The organism is Desulfosporosinus burensis, assembly GCF_054657535.1.
In genome coordinates this window covers 1-15,627 of the sequence record NZ_BAAHYN010000013.1, presented here as the reverse complement: position 1 = coordinate 15,627, position 15,627 = coordinate 1, and the positions used below count along the sequence as shown (strand labels likewise).

The following is a 15,627-nucleotide window of genomic DNA, read 5'->3' as shown; positions in this document are numbered from 1 at the left end:
TGAACTGGCCTATTCTATCCGTTTAGCCTTAAGAGGGAAGGTGTCTGTTCATGAGCTACGGAAGTAAAATCAGGGAATTCCGTAAGGAGCGAGGTTTAACGCTAACTGAACTTGCAAAAAAGGCTAGCATTTCTCCTTCGTTTTTGAGCAGTATCGAACGTGGTGTAAAAAAGGCATCCATTAACGTTCTAAATAGGTTAAGCGTGGCTGTTAACGTACCAGTTTCCTACTTGGTAGAGGAAAATTTGCCTAGATCCCAAGACGAGGGCAACCGTATTCACCAGATACGTATCGCCCGCGGCCTGACTATCGAAGAATTGGCAGAAATCAGCGATTTGCCAATTAATGCCATAACTGAATGCGAGGAAGGCAACAGGAGATTGAGCTTATCAGATATAGAAAAGCTCTGCGACGCTCTTAATGTTAATATTAGTTACTTACTTAGTAAAGGAAAAAAAGTATATAAGCTTAGTGATCGTCTTCGCTCTATTCGCGAAGCTCAGGGATTGACAGTTACCGCCTTAGCAGATAAAGCCGGAGTTTCACCAGGCTTGATAAGTCAAATTGAAAACGACCTTACGACACCTTCCTTTGAAACTCTGGAAGCAATAGCAGGAGCTATAGGGATTGCTCTTTCTTACATATGGATAGAGAAGGAAGATCTGGAGGAACTTCTTTCCTCTTTGAGTCCCGGTGTTCTGGACTTGCTCAGTGATTCTACCGTTCAGGCAGTGCTGCGAATAATCAGCGATTTTGACAGCGGTGAGGTAAAATATCTCTTTAACTACATAGAGTTTTTCAAGCGCCACCGTAACCTATTATGATGATATCCCGGTGGGTACACTATTATATTCATGTCTATTGCGTATGAAACGGCCATAGCTATATCGCATGAGAAAGGAGAATTTCCTTGACTCAAAAACCGGAAGAAAATGAAATCCTTTCCTGTCTACATCAAGCTGTAATCAGTTTTGATATTCAGGAAGTGGAGAAAACCTGTCATTATGCAATAGAAGGGCAGTACGACGTCTATCGCTGTATTTTCGAAGGGCTAGTGGCAGGGATGGAAGAAGTAGGTCGTCTTTACGAGGAAGGGGAATACTTCGTACCGGAAATGCTTCTGTGTGCAGACACCTTGTACGCTGGCTTGGAATTGTTGCGACCTCATCTAAAGGTGCAACAACTGGAAGTCCTACATAAAGAGAAGGGACAAGTTATTATTGGTGTAGTGTCTGGAGACATTCACGACATTGGTAAAAATATTGTACGTATGATGTTTGACATTTCGGGCTTTACTGTCTGGGATTTGGGCCGAGATGTCCCGTTAGAACATTTCATCGAGGAACAAGAAAAGCGTAATGCGGATATCATTTGTCTTTCATCCATGATGTCTACGACGGCATTCGAAATTAAACATGCAATCCGCAAACTGAAAGAACGCTTTCCCAATATTAAGATTTTGGTCGGAGGTGCTCCTCTTAATGAGACATTAGCATCTCGATGGGGAGCGGACAGTTTTGGCAGGGATGCATCTCATGCAGTTCAAGAGGCTATTAATATAATTCGTTGCTTAAATCAAAAAAAGTAAGGGTAACTTCGCCACTGAAACAAGGAGTCTTCTTAATGCAGTTACCGGGCTGAATTAATAAGAATAAATCTCCAACGAAAAGAGGGAAAGTGAGAGTCCTGATATTACAGAGGAATTTAAAATTCTGTGTTTAAAGGGGAGTTCCGACTATGATTACGGTCTATACTGGTGATGGCAAAGGTAAAACTACCTCTGCGCTAGGAGAGGCTTTGTTATCTTTAGCACCTGATAAGAAGATCCTGATGATTCAATTCCTTAAAGGTAGCACCTATAGTGGCGAACTAACAGGTCTATATCGTTTGGGAATTCCACTAATCCAATTTGGAGTTGGGTGCCGTTGGGCTGGTATGATACGTAGTGGTTTGAAACACTGTACGAATTGTGGCGAATGTTTTCAGGTCAACCGAGACCCAGAAGTTGCTATTGAACTGGTTCAAGAAGCCTTGAACTATATCTCTCAAGTCCTTCAAGAAAAGAAATATCAGGTTATTATTCTAGACGAGATAAGCCACGCTCTTAATCATGGTTTTTTAGATTTGCAAATACTTCTTGGATTAATTAAAAATAGTTATCCTCATTGGATTTTAACCGGACGTCGAATGCCACAGGAAATTCACGAGTGTGCCGATTCTTGGTGGGAGTTAAAAACACATAAACATCCCTATCAACAAGGGGTACCAAGCCGTAGAGGGATTGAATATTAATAGAAGGGCATCTGGCGAGTGAAGGGCATCAGGTTGAAATCATCGAAAAATTCTTGGGATATGAGATTTTAGAGTGAGTACGGGTGTTCCAATATGGATAATTGCTACATATTAGAACACTTCTTACGAAGATGGGATAATAAGGCACTTTCAGCGTTAACTTACAAAGGTTGTTCCATTGCGGAACAACCCTTGTTTTTTAGGATTAGACGAAGCTAGGAGTTACCAATAGTTTAATAATTCAGAATATTGGCATAAACATTGCATGTATAAAGAGTCGAAGGGACCGAGTCATAAACCAAATGGAGGTGAAGCAGCTAAAGACGTTACGTTACGTTTGAATCCTAAAGTTTAGTCGAAATTAAATGTTGAGGAGATGAAACAATGGCAAGGTATGACAAAATGGCTTATGGCAGTGCAGCCGAAATGATTTTCGGTTCAGCCAAAAATCCAATAACCTATGGCCGGGGTTTTTCGGTTGGCGCAGGTTATGTTTATCCCGAGTTAGTACCCCATCCACGTCCAGGTAGTGAAAAGTCACAAAAGTCACTGGTTAAGGAATATGAGAAAATGGTGATCGATGTTCTTGACCGTTGTGTCGCCATAGGAATTCCCGGTATCCAAATTGAGCTTGAACATGTGTATCAGATGACTAGGAACCCGACGTGGGGAGGGGAAATTGCCGCCCAAACAAAGCGTCTAATGGAGGATTATCACCGTAAATATGGCCTAAAAAGCGCCATTCGGGCGACTATTGCTGATTATCGCAAGCCTGATGAAGAAAAAATATGGGATAGCGAGGCTTTGAGGGTAATGTTACAAAGCTTTGAAGCTAGTGCAGCTGGTGGAGCCGATAATTTATCCTTAGAAAGTGTGGGTGGCAAAGAAGTTACCGATTACACAATCGTTCGTCAAGATATTCGTGGTGTTTTGTTTGGCATCGGGGTCTTAGGCAGCTTGGATATGGAACATGTATGGTCAAAAATTGTAGGGATTGCTAAAAAACATGGAGCAACTCCTGGTGGAGATACAAACTGTGCGCAGGCTAATGTGGCTATGTTCATGGCTGGTGGATATCAAGATCGATCCGTACCGCATACGTTTGCCGCGTTGACACGGTCAATTGCCGCAGCACGCTCACTAGTTGCCTACGAGCAGGGTGCAAAAGGCCCGAGCAAAGACTGTGGTTATGAGGATCCCATTATTAAAGCCATTAGTGGTGTGCCAATTGCTATGGAAGGAAAAGCTTCTGCCTGCGCGCATAGTGACTTAGTGGGTAACTTAGCAGCAGCCTGCTGTGACCTGTGGAGTAACGAAGCGGTTGAATACCACGATATGTTTGGCGGGACAACAGTCGCTGTCTTTACTGAAATCCTTGGCTATGATGTAGCCATGATGAACTCGGCGATTGATTTGGGCAAGGCCAAAGATTTACAAGATATCTTGGTCGCCTCCGATAAATACCGTGGTATGCACGGGTTTATTCTGGCTCCGGATAACGCTTATAAAATTGGTCAGGCCATCGTCGCTAATTCGCAATCCTATTATGCACGTGCAAGGGCTGCAGCTATTAAGGCGGGTGAATTAATGCAGCAAGACAGCAAGCTGATCATGTCTTCCTTCGAGCGGGAAGCGCTTGATTCCTCAATGCGGACACTAGAAAGTTTGCCAGATAAAGAGGCTGATTTCATTTCCGAGTGTGTGGAAATATACAAAAAACAAGTTAAGGGTTTCGAACCCAAGAATTACGGCCTATAAGGTTCGAGATAAGGAGGGAAGAATAAGATGACATTAGCAAGCTATGCCAACATATTAACACGTTATGATTTGATCGGAGCCAGTGAGGTCAAGGAAATTAAAGCAACTTCAAAAGATACAGTGATACAGGAAATAATGCAGTGTGTTATTGAAGGGGATACCGATGCGATTGGTGGTTTAGTTGAAAAGGCTTTGATTAAGATGGATCCTTTGAAGGTAATTGATGAAGGCTTGATCAAAGGAATGGGAGAGGTTAGCCGTCTGTGGGCCGATGGGACGTACTATCTGCCTCAGGTCATTATAGCTTCTGATGCAATGTTGGAGGGAATTGACCTTTGCGAAGCAAAATTAGGCAAGAAAATGGAGAAAAAGGGCGTCGTTGTAACCCATACAGCCGAGGGAGATATCCATGATTTGGGGCAAAAGATTGTCAATGCTCTCTTTAGAGCCAATGGTTATGAGGTTATAGACCTTGGCAAGGATGTGCCGGTGGATGACGTAGTGGCAGCGGTCAAGAAATATAAGCCGTTGATGGTAACAGGGACAGCCCTAATGACCACCACAATGACCGCTTTTGAGAAAATATCGAACCAATTGACTCATGCGGGTATCGATATACCGTTTGTTTGTGGCGGTGGAGCGGTATCTAACGAGTACGTGACTGCTTACAAGTTAGGAGTCTATGGCAAAGATGCTCAGCAAGCTCCAAAAATGATATCTGATGTATCAAATGGCTTTAGTTGGCAGGAACTGAGAGAGAAATATAACTAAGAGTATGGTAGCAGGGTGAGGGTTGAAAAAGTCATGTGGTTCCAGCCCTCACACCTTAACCAAATTGTGGAGGTTAAGCTGTGAAAGTTGAACTTATCGGCGGTTTCCTTGGGGCCGGTAAAACAACATTGATCAAAGGCTTGATTGATGGCTGGTCTGGTAAGGAAAAATTGGCGGTGTTAGTTAATGAATTTGGTGAAGTCGGGATTGATGGAAACCTTTTAGCTGGGCGGGGAACGGAAGTAGTGGAATTGTCCAGCGGTTGTATTTGTTGTACTCTTAATGCCGATCTTAAAGCACAGGTTACTAACCTTGTCAGGACTTATCAGCCGGAGCGCCTGTTGATTGAGCCAACTGGGATAGCCACCACTAAAAGTATATTAAATATTTTGAGGAGTTTAAGTCTTGAAAAGTTTATTACAACCATCCGGGTTACCTTGCTTTTAGATTGCCTCTCTTTTGACTCAAAATTGAAAATGTTATCATTCATCGATAGTCAGATTGCTTTAGCTGATCTAGTTGTTTTAAGTAAAAGTGACTTGGTTTTGCCACGGGTTATCAGCGAAATAAGCAGTAGAGTGGTAAGGATTAATCCACAAGTGCAGCTTATTCAAGCTAGGTACGGTCGAGAAGCTATCGATGCTCTAGTGAATGATGACCGGGAAGGCAGTATTAAAACTATGTCGGACGATAACACAGACGATGCAGCCCTTTTTGATGACTATCAATCCATAGGAATGGCTTGGCAAGGCATTGTGTCAAAGGAAAAATTGCTGAAGTTGTTTGGCAATTTCAAAGAGAGTAGCTTCGGCCAAATTGTCCGTGCTAAAGGTTTCTTTTTAACAGAGGAGGACAGGTGGCTAGTTCTAGATTTTGTCCAGGGACACATTAATCAAGAGTGGTCAGAGGGGAAAAATTATAGTGAAAATAAATTGACAGTTATCGGTATGGAATTAAATCAAGATCTCATGAACACAGCTATAGTTGCATGTCAGGTAAGAGAGGGTGATTGAATAACTGATGAAAAACCTTGGAGTAGCCCTTGACTTGGGAACGAGTGGCCTTCGCGGTCAGGCAATTGATCTTGACACAGGGCAGATTATTAAAACAGTAATTACTGCCCGACATCCTTTGCCTGGAGCCAACGTCATGGACCACCTGACTTACGCGATTGAGGTCGGACTTGACTCCGCTCATCATATCCTGATTGATGCCGTAAACCAGGTTTTGACTGTCTTGGGTGACATCAGTCCCAATGTGGTACGTCTAGCCGTCTGTGGTAATCCGATCCAGCTTTCCCTGTTCGAAGGGATTGAGGTAAGGGATTTGGCCTATGCTGGTAAAAGGAAAAAACAGGCAATGGGGATTATTGAACCCAACCGGGACGGTAAATTGCTATCGGCGAGAGATATCGAGGGGCTTAACCTTCCAGCAACAGCGGAAGTAGTGATTCCCCCGGCGGTTGAACATGAAATTGGTGCCGATGCCTTAGCTATGATGCTTAAATCGGGGATGTTGGAGCGGGAGGAAATTGCCTTAGTAACCGATTATGGTACCAATGCCGAGATGGCCTTGAGAGTGCGTGGTCAAATCATTACTGGTTCCTGTGCAGCTGGGCCTGCATTGGAAGGACAACATATCGGGTCTGGAATGCTTGCAGGGCCGGGTGCTATCTCTGACCTTAACCCAAAAGGCGAACATTATGCTGTATCCGTTTTAAACTCTGCTATGCTAACTGAAACAGTCGTTGAAACTGATCTTTTAACAGGAATAACTCAAAGGTTGACCAAGGGAAGCATCAAAGGGATTACAGGTACTGGTGTTATTTCCCTTATCGATCTGGCTCTGAACAATGGTTATGTTCAGTTACCGGGAATTAAAACAAAGGATCACCTTATACATCTGACTGACAATGTTAATTTTAGTGAACAGGACCTAGGCGAGGCTGGCAAAGCTATTGGTGCCATCAGAGCAGGTTACATTGCCTTGTGCAAGGCTGCTGGTATCGAGGTGGATCAGATAGAGGTAGCCTATATGGCAGGCGCATCAGGAACCTATGTTGATGCACTTAAAGCTCAACGTATTGGCTTGGTCCCACCCACCGTGAAAAAAATCTACCAGATTGGGAATACTTCTTTAGCTTTAGCCCGGGATTTGGTCTTTAAGCCACAAGAACTCGAGGAGTTGAAAAAATTAGCAGTGAACTTACGCGCAACCCACTGCATGTTTGGTGATTACGAACCTTTCTCTCAGGCTTATTTATTGGAACTCTCCTACTGGGATGAAGGGATGCCGCGAGATTTATATCTGCGTTTTTGCCGAAATTACGGCTTGTCTCCTCTACCGAAGTTTACTAAGGAGGCCGAGGTGTTGAAATGGCACGAACGGGACATTCCTGATTTGGGAGCGGAGGGGCTTATGGTGATCGAAAAGGTTGGTTTAGAGCGGCGCCATGCGTTCCCAGGATGTACTGGTTGTGGAACTTGCACAAGTCAGTGCTTAGAAGAAGCATTATCGCTGGAGTCAGATAAAGGAAAGAACGTCCTTGTCTTAAGACTAGATCTGTGCAATGGTACTGCTTGTCTGAAGTGTGTAAGAGCTTGTCCTGAAAAAGTATATAACTTTGCTGCTATAGGTTTAAACAAGATCTAATCATCCCACTTTAGAATACGCAAAAAGCTTATTTAATTGATAAAAATTTCATTAAAAGAATGGAGGAACAAGAATGAAGACAATGACCAGTCGTGAAAGGGTTATGGCAGCCCTAAACATTCAACCTGTAGACCGCTTGCCAGTGATCAGCGTTTGCCAACACGCAACTTATGACCAAATGGAACAGCTCAATAGTTCTTGGCCTGAGGCCTTTCATGATGCCAGTCTGATGGCTAAATTAGCTAGTGGTGCCCACTCAATGCTGGGTTTTGATGCTGTAAGAGTGCCGTTTTGTCAGACTCATGAAGCTGAAGCTTTTGGCGCTGTCTTGAAATATGGTGGTAAAGCAGGGTTACCAAGCGTAGATATACATCCCTATCATATAGGGGACATAGTTGATTTTCCTAATGATTTTCTAAGCCGGGGACGTATACCAGCGTTGCTGGAAGCTATTCGGATTTTAAAACGTGATTATGGTGACAAGGTTATTATCATGGGAGGGATTATCGGTCCATTTAGTATTGCCAGTTTGTTTTTTGACGTCACGCTTTTTCTAAAGGCAACTTTCAAAAAACCAAATGACCTAATTCCCTATATTGAGTTAGGTGAGCGTGCAGGGACAATGCTTGCTAAGGCAATGATAGAAGCCGGAGCAGATGTTATTTGTGTGGAGGACATGATGGCTTCAATGGATATGATTAGTCCAAAGATCTATCGAAACTTGGCGTGGGAATACGAAAAGAGACAGGCTGAAGCGTTGAGTGTACCTGTGATAATCCATATCTGTGGTAAGGTGGATCCGATAATAGTGGATATCGCCAAAACAGGTTGCGGTGCTATCAGTGTTGAGTCCAATGTTAATGTTCCTGAAGCGTTGGATAAGTTCAAGTTAGAGGGGATTAAAACTCCAATAGTAGGGGGTGTTGATCCTGTTAAAACCCTGTTTACCGGTCAACCAGAAGATATTAAACGAGAGGTCAGAGATGCAATTTCTATAGGATTTTCTATGATTTCACCTGGATGTGCCGTACCGCCAGCCACTGTAACAGCAAATTTGATAGCTATGGTGGACACCGTTAACGAGTAGCAAGTTTAGATTCGGACTTCAAACTGGCGAATATAAATGCAAGCCGCTTCAAATAAAAGCTGACCCGGTAACGGGGTTAATTTTTGCCTATATATTTAGCCACAGAAAAAACAGTTTACACTAAAGGTCCTTTAGATTAATTTGTTTTTTAAATAATTAAATAAAGGAGTTGTTTAAACAATGTCCCAAGAAATTTTGGATCGGCTAAAACAAGGGGTTATCGATTACGACGAGGATGCAGTCAGTAATGCTGCCAATGAAGCTTTGGCCCAAAACGTCAATCCGCATTCAGCGGTCTTTGACGGACTGGTACTTGGCATGGTTGAAGTTGGTCGTCTGTACGAGGAACAGGAGTATTTCGTACCGGAAATGTTAATGTGCGCTGATGCTATGTACGTTGGACTGAACATTCTTAAACCCCATATGTCTAAAAAAGAAGGCGCCTCAAAAGGGGTTGTCGTAATGGGCGTTGTCCAGGGCGATGTGCATGACATAGGCAAGAATATCGTTCGCATGATGTTTGATGCTTCCGGATTCGAAGTTCATGACCTTGGAAGGGACGTACCTCTCGACAAGTTTGTCGAGGAGCAACTGAAAACGGATTCAGATATGGTTTGTCTCTCGGCCATGATGACCACGACGATGGTGGGGATGAAAGAAATTATTGAAAAGATCAAGGAAAAGAATCCCAAGTGTAAGATTATGATTGGCGGGGCGCCGGTAACCAGTGATATAGCTTCGCGTTGGGGCGCTGACGGTTATGCCCGGGATGCCAACAATGCGCTCAAAGATGCCATTAATATGATTGCCTCGTTGAAAAGTATTTCTTAGCAAAGTTTCTCGATGAGTATTTTTGAAGACATTCAAGACTGAGAGGTTCAAATAGTAACCTAAAAGTTTATGGAGAGGAGGACAAACATTGGAATTCAACGTAATATTTCAACCATCAGGCCGGCGCGGCAAAGTTGAAGCTGGAAAAACTATCCTTACGGCGTCCCACGAACTTGGAGTCGATATAGAATCAGTTTGTGGTTCTTCAAAAGTTTGCGGTAAATGCAAAGTTAAAATTGAGGAAGGCTATTTCGAAAAATTTGGCATTGAGTCTCGCGTCAGCCATCTCAGCCCACTGACCCAACAAGAGCAAAAGTACATGAAATCTAAAGAGATCGAGGAAAATTACCGCTTTGCCTGTGCTACGGAAGTTCATGGTGATATCTTGGTTTTTGTCCCTGAAGAAAGCCGAGGAGCTCAGCAAATCGTGCTAGAGACGGGCAAAGAGCGGGTGTTCACCATAGACCCTGCCGTTCGCAAATACTATGTCGAGTTAGAACCCGCCACCTTAGAAGATCACAGAGGAGATTTTGAACGCCTGCGTGAAGCTCTCTGTGCTAAATATTCAAAGCTACGCGAGAATCTGGCGATGGATTATTTTGTTTTGAGGAAATTACCTCTGGTTTTGCGTAAAGGCGAATGGAAGGTCACCGTTACGATCTGGCAAGGTCGAGAGATCATTGATATCGAACCAGGTTTTAACGAAAAGATCGTCGGAGTCGGCATAGACATCGGAACGACAACCGTAGCAGCCTATTTATGCGACTTGCACACAGGCAAAGTACTGAGCAAGAGGTCTATGATGAACCCTCAGGTGCGTTACGGAGAAGACGTACTCTCCCGTATCAGCTATTCAATGATGGAAGATAATGGCCTGGAAAAAATGCACAACACGATGGTCGAAAGCATTAACACTCTGATCCGGAAAATGACAGAAGAAGTAGGACTGTTACCGATTGATGTACAGGAAATTGTACTGGTGTTCAATACTGTAATGCATCATATAGCCCTGAACATCGATCCCAAATTTATGGGCCGTTCCCCATTTGCCCCCGCCATCAAGCAGTCCATGGATATTAAAGCACGTGATTTAAAAATCGAGATCAATCCCTGCGGGAATATTCACGTACTTCCGATTGAAGCAGGCTTTGTGGGAGCCGACAATATGGCGGTTCTGATTGCCGAAGAACCCTATAAACATGACGAGATGCGCCTAGTCATTGACATCGGAACCAACGGTGAAATTGACGTTGGCAACAAACACAATATGCTCTCAACCTCCTGTGCCACAGGGCCAGCTCTAGAGGGCGCACAGATCAAGTTTGGTATGCGGGCGGCACCAGGAGCCATCGAAAATCTTCGTATCAATCCAGAGACGCTCGAACCTCGCTACAAAGTCATCGGGAACGAAGTGTGGTATCCAGAGGACAAAAAACTCGGAGCGAAAGGAGTCTGTGGTTCTGGAATCATTGACGCCATAGCAGAGCTGTTCAAATCGGGCATCATCGGCCCCAGCGGCCGTTTTAACAAAGGCCTTGAAGAGTTCCCTCGTGTTCGTAAAGGTTCGGACGGCAGGATGGAATATGTTATTTGTTGGTCTGATGAAACATCCATAGGCCAAGACATTTCTATCACCATCGGTGATGTACGCGCCGTTCAACTGGCTAAATCTGCTCTCTATGTGGGAGCAAAATACCTGATGGAGAAGTTGGGCGTTGAACATATCGATAGCGTCACCTTGGCTGGAGCGTTTGGTTCCTTTATCGATGTCGAGAGTGCGATGGTCATTGGTATGTTTCCGAACTGTAATCTTGAGAAAGTTAAAGCAGTGGGGAACGCAGCGGGCGATGGAGCGCAGATTGCCCTTCTGAACAAAGAAAAACGTGTGGAAGCTGATCGAGTGGCAAAAGAAGTCTTCTTTGTGGAGACAGCCATTGAATCAGATTTCCAACAACGTTTTTCAGACGCTATGGCTTTCCCTCATAGCCACGATGCTTTCCCAAGCATTCAGCATATCCTTGACCGGATTCCTAAGCGAGGTAAAAGGCAGACCGCTCGCTAACTCGAAATAGGCTAAGTATAAAGAATCAATATACACTGACTGTCCTAATCCAATATCCAAGGTTATCGTAAGGCCGAAAAATAGGCCATTGAAGTAGAAACTTGGGTGATTATTGATACGAATATAAGAGGTAAGGGAGAGATGGAATAATGTCGACACTAACACCGCGGGAAAGAGTGCTCAATCTCTTTGCCGGTAAAGAAGTGGATCGTCCTGCCTGTTACAGTGGAATGGGTAACGTAACGACTGTCGCCTTGGAGGAAATAGGCTGTAAGTTCCAGGATCTGCACGGAGACGCCCAAAAAATGGCTAAAGCAGGAGCCAGTTCCTACCACCTGTTTGGCTACGAGAGCGCCGTGATTCCATTTGACCTCTGCGTGGAAGCAGAGGCCTTAGGATGTGCCATGAATCCCTATGACAATGTCGAACAACTTCTCTACCCTACAATTAAAGAGAAGACCATTCACACTGAGGAAGAAATAACAACGTTCTCCATACCGGATGATTTTTTAGAGCGTGGTCGGATCAATGTGATTTGCGAAGCCATCCGCTTACTAAAAAAGGATATTGGCCAGGACGTGGCCATTGGCACTTATCTATTGGGACCCTTTACCCTAGCAGGGCAACTCATGGACCTCAACGACCTTTTCAAGCTTTCTTTTAAAAAACCCGATAAAATAAATCAAATGTTGGACCGTTTAGCAGATGTTCAGATCGCGATCGGGAGAAAATTCTACGAGGCTGGAGCGGACTATATTACCGTACGGGAAATGGGGGCAACTACGGATATCCTGAGCCCCAAGGCCTTTAATAAAGTTATAGCCCCACATCTGAAAAAGATTTTTGAAGGCCTACCAGGAAACAATGTTCTGCACATTTGTGGAGGGACCAATAGCGTTATCGGGAACATGAATAATTGCGGAGCCGCTGCAATGAGCCTTGAATTCAAGAACGATATGGCAAAAACAAGGGCGGAAATCGGTCCTGATTCCTTGATCTTTGGCCAAGTGGATGCCTATAACGTCCTTGTCACCGGAACCCCCGAGGATGTAGTTAAAGGAGTGCTTGCTAGTTTAGACGCAGGAGTTGATGCAGTCTGGCCGGGTTGTGACATATGGCCCACCGCGCCCTTAGAAAATCTAAAAGCTATGGTAGAAACCGTCAGAGAACACGGTGCTAGTCGCTGGGTACGTAGAAGATCTTAAAAGTTCTTAAAAGTTCTTAAGTTATTAAGATTGTTAGATATAGAGTATTAAGTAGGATTAAGCGCCTAAGACAAGTTATGGCTAGTTTTATTAAATAAATGTTGGAGGGTTATAAAGTATGTTCACTTTAAAAGGGAAACAAAAAGTTTGTCAAATCGGACCTTTCAAAGTGGGAGGTCAGTTTGGAGAGAACCCGCCACTACTTATTTCTTCTATGTTCCACAACGGAGACCGAATCCTGGAAAGCCGCAAAGATCATAAATTTGATCATGCCAAAGCGGTGGAATTCTTAAAACAGCAAGAGGCACTCTCAGAACAGACGGGAATACCGGCGCTCGTGGCCATGGTTGCTAGTTCGACAGAAGAAATGAAGTACTACATTGACTTTTTCACGGAACATAGTGACCTTCCCTTCGGAATTGACATGTGGGTACAAAAACCTCGCCTCGAAGCTATGGAATACGCAGCCTCCAAAGGACTGCTAGACCGTGTTCTCTACAACAGTATTACACCTTGGGATAAGGATATACCTGATCAGGTGAAAGCCCTACGCGAAATGGGAGTCAAACACGTCGTGGTCCAAGCATTTGACGAGAACGACCAAAAGTCTTCCGGTCGCCTAACTTCCTTTGAAAAATTGATGGAAGAAGTGGGTCAAGGGGGGTTCCAATCAATCCTTGTTGATACCGCTGTCATGAACCTTCCTGCAACAACTTTTTCCTGTCTGGGTAATAAACTGATTAAGGAAAAGCATGGCTGGCCTGCGGGAGTGGCTTCTTCGAATGGTACGTTTATGTGGAAGGAAGCTAGAGAAATATGGGGCCAAAACGGTTTTGCCGGAATGGATGCCGCTGGTCAAGCAATCTCTGCACTGCTCTGGAGTGACTTCATCTTTTATGGTCCTATATCCATCGCTTCTAGGATTTTCCCGGCAGTCGTTTCAGCTTCTCTTTTTCAAGCGACCCTAGCTTTTGAGGAAACAAAACGCTTGCCGGAAAATAAAAATCACCCTATTTACAAATTTTTCGGGGCATTCGCCGGTAAATTAAGTGATGGGGAACAGGTTGAATTGGAACATGGCGGAATTGCTCAGTAGTTGAAAAGATACGGGATTATTTGGTGAGAGTGAGGTGTTGGCGTGTGTGCCAACTGGAGCATCTAGCCCAGGATAAACTGGATCCAGCCAGTCTATTGAAAAAGATCAAGGATTGGGGATGCGAGATCGTAGGCATAGGCGATGTCAGTAATGGTTTGCCGCCTGACTTAAAAGGTCTATCCACGGCGATCTCCCTCGCTCTAATTCATCCTGAACAGCAGGTTGAAGACCAAATCTATGAATACCGTTTTTGGGAAATAGAGCGAAAGTTTGAGTATATCCAGAAAAAGATCTCCAAACAGCTCAGGGATGATGGTTGGCGCTTTCTGGAGATCCCAACAGACACCAGCAAACAACGGGACCGATTGATCTCCAAGATCCACCCCCTTTTTCCTCATAAGACGGCTGCAACCTGTGCTGGGCTAGGTTGGATAGGTAAGAGCGGATTGTTGATTAATCCCTATCACGGGCCTCGGCTCAGTTGGGCAACAGTCTTAACCAATGCTCCTTACTGGGCTACTGGAAAACCATACATCCATGGACAGTGCGGACACTGCAACGCCTGTGTTCGAGCATGTCCGGCTGGTGCAATTTCCGGGAACGAGTGGAGTAGAGGCACTAATTACGAAACGATGATAGACATCGTGTCCTGTGCGCAACAGCTCGAGAATAACCGAATCACTATCGGCGAACTAGCCTGCGGTAACTGTATTAAGATCTGCTGGCGTGGTCACGATATTTGAACAACGATGGGCCCGTGCGACAACATAGGCCCATCGGCATTTCGACCAATACTCGTACTAAGCAACTACCTAATTTGACGGTCTAAGCTGAGTTGTCCGATTCGAAAGCAACATCTCGATTTACTTAAGCAAGTACAAATTGATCGTTCCATCTTTGAAATCTTGGCTGAACAACTAGGGGTAACGTCAAAGGGGAAAAGTGAGTTTTTTATGTAGGGATGACCAGGGCCAAACGACAGTTAACCTTATGTTCCCTCACATACTTTTTCAAAAATGGAAAAGTAAAAGCAGAAGGGACTTTTGAAAACGAGCTAATGATAGGCGAATGGAAGTTCTATCGGGAAACGGGTCAGTTGTGGCAAGTGGGAAATTTTGAGAATGGCAAGAAAAATGGAATTTGGATAAGGTATGATAAGAATAACCAACTGGAATATAAAAAGAATTTGCAAATAATAAAGTTTTGTCCAATTAAATCTATATCCGTAGTCCTAAAATATACAGTTAGTACTTCAAAAAAAAGCAGTATATGATAAACTGATTGGAGAAATCTTTCTTAACAAAGGAAGAGAAATTTTCGAGGAGGAGGTAAGATTATGATTGCTGAAGTAAACCAAGAGGAGTGCATCGGATGTGAATCATGCCCTGAATTCTGCCCTGAGGTGTTTAGGATGGAGGTTGACGGGTTAGCATTTGCTTATACGAACCCGGTTCCCAGTGAGTTTGAGGCAGCTGCTCAAGAAGCCGCCGATGGCTGCCCAGCACATTGCATTATCATTACATAAGCTGTGTTGCATTATCGCCTGAAATCTCGGGCGATTTTTTTATGTCGCTAACATAGGTGGTTGCACCAATGAGTTGCCTCAGAATAATCCAAGGGCTGTAGAAGGGACCCTCGATATATCCCTTTTGGTTCCTATATAATCTACGTTTTAGCCGGAATGACCTTAATGCTGGTAGCCTCAATAAGTCCGGCCTTAAAATCCTCAAAGATTGATATAGTCTCGTCCATTAAGTTGGAATAAAGCGATGAAGCGGATGGGAATTATCTCTATGCTGGCCCACTAGTCTTTAGTTTTTTTCTAGATATATTAGAATTCATATTGAAATACTTTTTGTTCTGTCGTAGAAAT

15 protein-coding genes are annotated in these 15,627 nt (G+C 44.0%); all 15 read left to right on the top strand.

All coding sequences use genetic code 11. The features are described from left to right. Positions 1-50: 50 nt before the first annotated feature. The 15 genes from ACYQ3Q_RS20995 (at position 51) to ACYQ3Q_RS20925 (ending at position 15,279) form a co-directional block, all read left to right on the top strand. A complete protein-coding gene (locus ACYQ3Q_RS20995) occupies positions 51-824 on the top strand; it encodes a helix-turn-helix domain-containing protein (protein WP_459930451.1) in 774 nt (257 codons plus the stop codon). A gap of 86 nt (positions 825-910) precedes the next feature. Further along, a complete protein-coding gene (locus ACYQ3Q_RS20990) occupies positions 911-1,588 on the top strand; it encodes a corrinoid protein (protein ID WP_459930450.1) in 678 nt (225 codons plus the stop codon). Positions 1,589-1,737: 149 nt separating this feature from the next. Further along, entirely contained in the window at positions 1,738-2,292 is a 555-nt protein-coding gene (locus ACYQ3Q_RS20985; RefSeq protein WP_459930449.1) for a cob(I)yrinic acid a,c-diamide adenosyltransferase, read from the top strand. A 384-nt stretch (positions 2,293-2,676) separates the two neighbouring features. After that, positions 2,677-4,050, top strand: a complete 1,374-nt coding sequence (locus ACYQ3Q_RS20980) for a methyltransferase MtaB domain-containing protein (protein WP_459930448.1) — start codon at positions 2,677-2,679, stop codon at positions 4,048-4,050. Between the two features lie 27 nt (positions 4,051-4,077). Continuing rightward, positions 4,078-4,821 (top strand): cobalamin B12-binding domain-containing protein, encoded by a 744-nt coding sequence (locus ACYQ3Q_RS20975; protein WP_459930447.1) that lies wholly within the window; start codon positions 4,078-4,080, stop codon positions 4,819-4,821. Between the two features lie 80 nt (positions 4,822-4,901). Next, positions 4,902-5,834 (top strand): CobW family GTP-binding protein, encoded by a 933-nt coding sequence (locus ACYQ3Q_RS20970; protein ID WP_459930446.1) that lies wholly within the window; start codon positions 4,902-4,904, stop codon positions 5,832-5,834. Between the two features lie 7 nt (positions 5,835-5,841). After that, a complete protein-coding gene (locus ACYQ3Q_RS20965; RefSeq protein WP_459930445.1) occupies positions 5,842-7,473 on the top strand; it encodes a methylamine methyltransferase corrinoid protein reductive activase in 1,632 nt (543 codons plus the stop codon). A gap of 73 nt (positions 7,474-7,546) precedes the next feature. Further along, a complete protein-coding gene (locus ACYQ3Q_RS20960) occupies positions 7,547-8,560 on the top strand; it encodes an MtaA/CmuA family methyltransferase (RefSeq protein WP_459930444.1) in 1,014 nt (337 codons plus the stop codon). A gap of 180 nt (positions 8,561-8,740) precedes the next feature. Next, a complete protein-coding gene (locus ACYQ3Q_RS20955) occupies positions 8,741-9,391 on the top strand; it encodes a cobalamin B12-binding domain-containing protein (protein WP_034141794.1) in 651 nt (216 codons plus the stop codon). A gap of 88 nt (positions 9,392-9,479) precedes the next feature. Further along, positions 9,480-11,453 (top strand): ASKHA domain-containing protein, encoded by a 1,974-nt coding sequence (locus tag ACYQ3Q_RS20950; protein WP_459930443.1) that lies wholly within the window; start codon positions 9,480-9,482, stop codon positions 11,451-11,453. 149 nt (positions 11,454-11,602) lie between these two features. Then, positions 11,603-12,658: an MtaA/CmuA family methyltransferase gene (locus ACYQ3Q_RS20945; protein WP_459930442.1), complete on the top strand. Its 1,056-nt coding sequence runs from the start codon at positions 11,603-11,605 to the stop codon at positions 12,656-12,658. A gap of 118 nt (positions 12,659-12,776) precedes the next feature. Further along, positions 12,777-13,754: a tetrahydromethanopterin S-methyltransferase subunit H family protein gene (locus ACYQ3Q_RS20940; RefSeq protein ID WP_459930441.1), complete on the top strand. Its 978-nt coding sequence runs from the start codon at positions 12,777-12,779 to the stop codon at positions 13,752-13,754. Between the two features lie 44 nt (positions 13,755-13,798). Next, complete coding sequence (locus ACYQ3Q_RS20935) at positions 13,799-14,497, top strand: 4Fe-4S dicluster domain-containing protein (RefSeq protein ID WP_459930440.1); 699 nt, start codon at positions 13,799-13,801, stop codon at positions 14,495-14,497. Positions 14,498-14,715: 218 nt separating this feature from the next. After that, entirely contained in the window at positions 14,716-15,027 is a 312-nt protein-coding gene (locus tag ACYQ3Q_RS20930) for a toxin-antitoxin system YwqK family antitoxin (protein ID WP_459930439.1), read from the top strand. A gap of 63 nt (positions 15,028-15,090) precedes the next feature. Then, positions 15,091-15,279, top strand: a complete 189-nt coding sequence (locus ACYQ3Q_RS20925) for a ferredoxin (protein ID WP_459930438.1) — start codon at positions 15,091-15,093, stop codon at positions 15,277-15,279. The last annotated feature ends 348 nt before the right edge of the window (positions 15,280-15,627 follow it).

What these genes read in the sequence shown, in the direction of transcription:
- ACYQ3Q_RS20995 (WP_459930451.1), top strand. Translation starts at nt 51, where the DNA reads ATGAGCTACGGAAGTAAAATCAGGGAATTCCGTAAGGAGCGAGGTTTA.
- ACYQ3Q_RS20980 (WP_459930448.1), top strand. Translation starts at nt 2,677, where the DNA reads ATGGCAAGGTATGACAAAATGGCTTATGGCAGTGCAGCCGAAATGATT.
- ACYQ3Q_RS20925 (WP_459930438.1), top strand. Translation starts at nt 15,091, where the DNA reads ATGATTGCTGAAGTAAACCAAGAGGAGTGCATCGGATGTGAATCATGC.
- ACYQ3Q_RS20960 (WP_459930444.1), top strand. Translation starts at nt 7,547, where the DNA reads ATGAAGACAATGACCAGTCGTGAAAGGGTTATGGCAGCCCTAAACATT.
- ACYQ3Q_RS20940 (WP_459930441.1), top strand. Translation starts at nt 12,777, where the DNA reads ATGTTCACTTTAAAAGGGAAACAAAAAGTTTGTCAAATCGGACCTTTC.
- ACYQ3Q_RS20945 (WP_459930442.1), top strand. Translation starts at nt 11,603, where the DNA reads ATGTCGACACTAACACCGCGGGAAAGAGTGCTCAATCTCTTTGCCGGT.
- ACYQ3Q_RS20930 (WP_459930439.1), top strand. Translation starts at nt 14,716, where the DNA reads ATGACCAGGGCCAAACGACAGTTAACCTTATGTTCCCTCACATACTTT.
- ACYQ3Q_RS20965 (WP_459930445.1), top strand. Translation starts at nt 5,842, where the DNA reads ATGAAAAACCTTGGAGTAGCCCTTGACTTGGGAACGAGTGGCCTTCGC.
- ACYQ3Q_RS20985 (WP_459930449.1), top strand. Translation starts at nt 1,738, where the DNA reads ATGATTACGGTCTATACTGGTGATGGCAAAGGTAAAACTACCTCTGCG.
- ACYQ3Q_RS20955 (WP_034141794.1), top strand. Translation starts at nt 8,741, where the DNA reads ATGTCCCAAGAAATTTTGGATCGGCTAAAACAAGGGGTTATCGATTAC.
- ACYQ3Q_RS20975 (WP_459930447.1), top strand. Translation starts at nt 4,078, where the DNA reads ATGACATTAGCAAGCTATGCCAACATATTAACACGTTATGATTTGATC.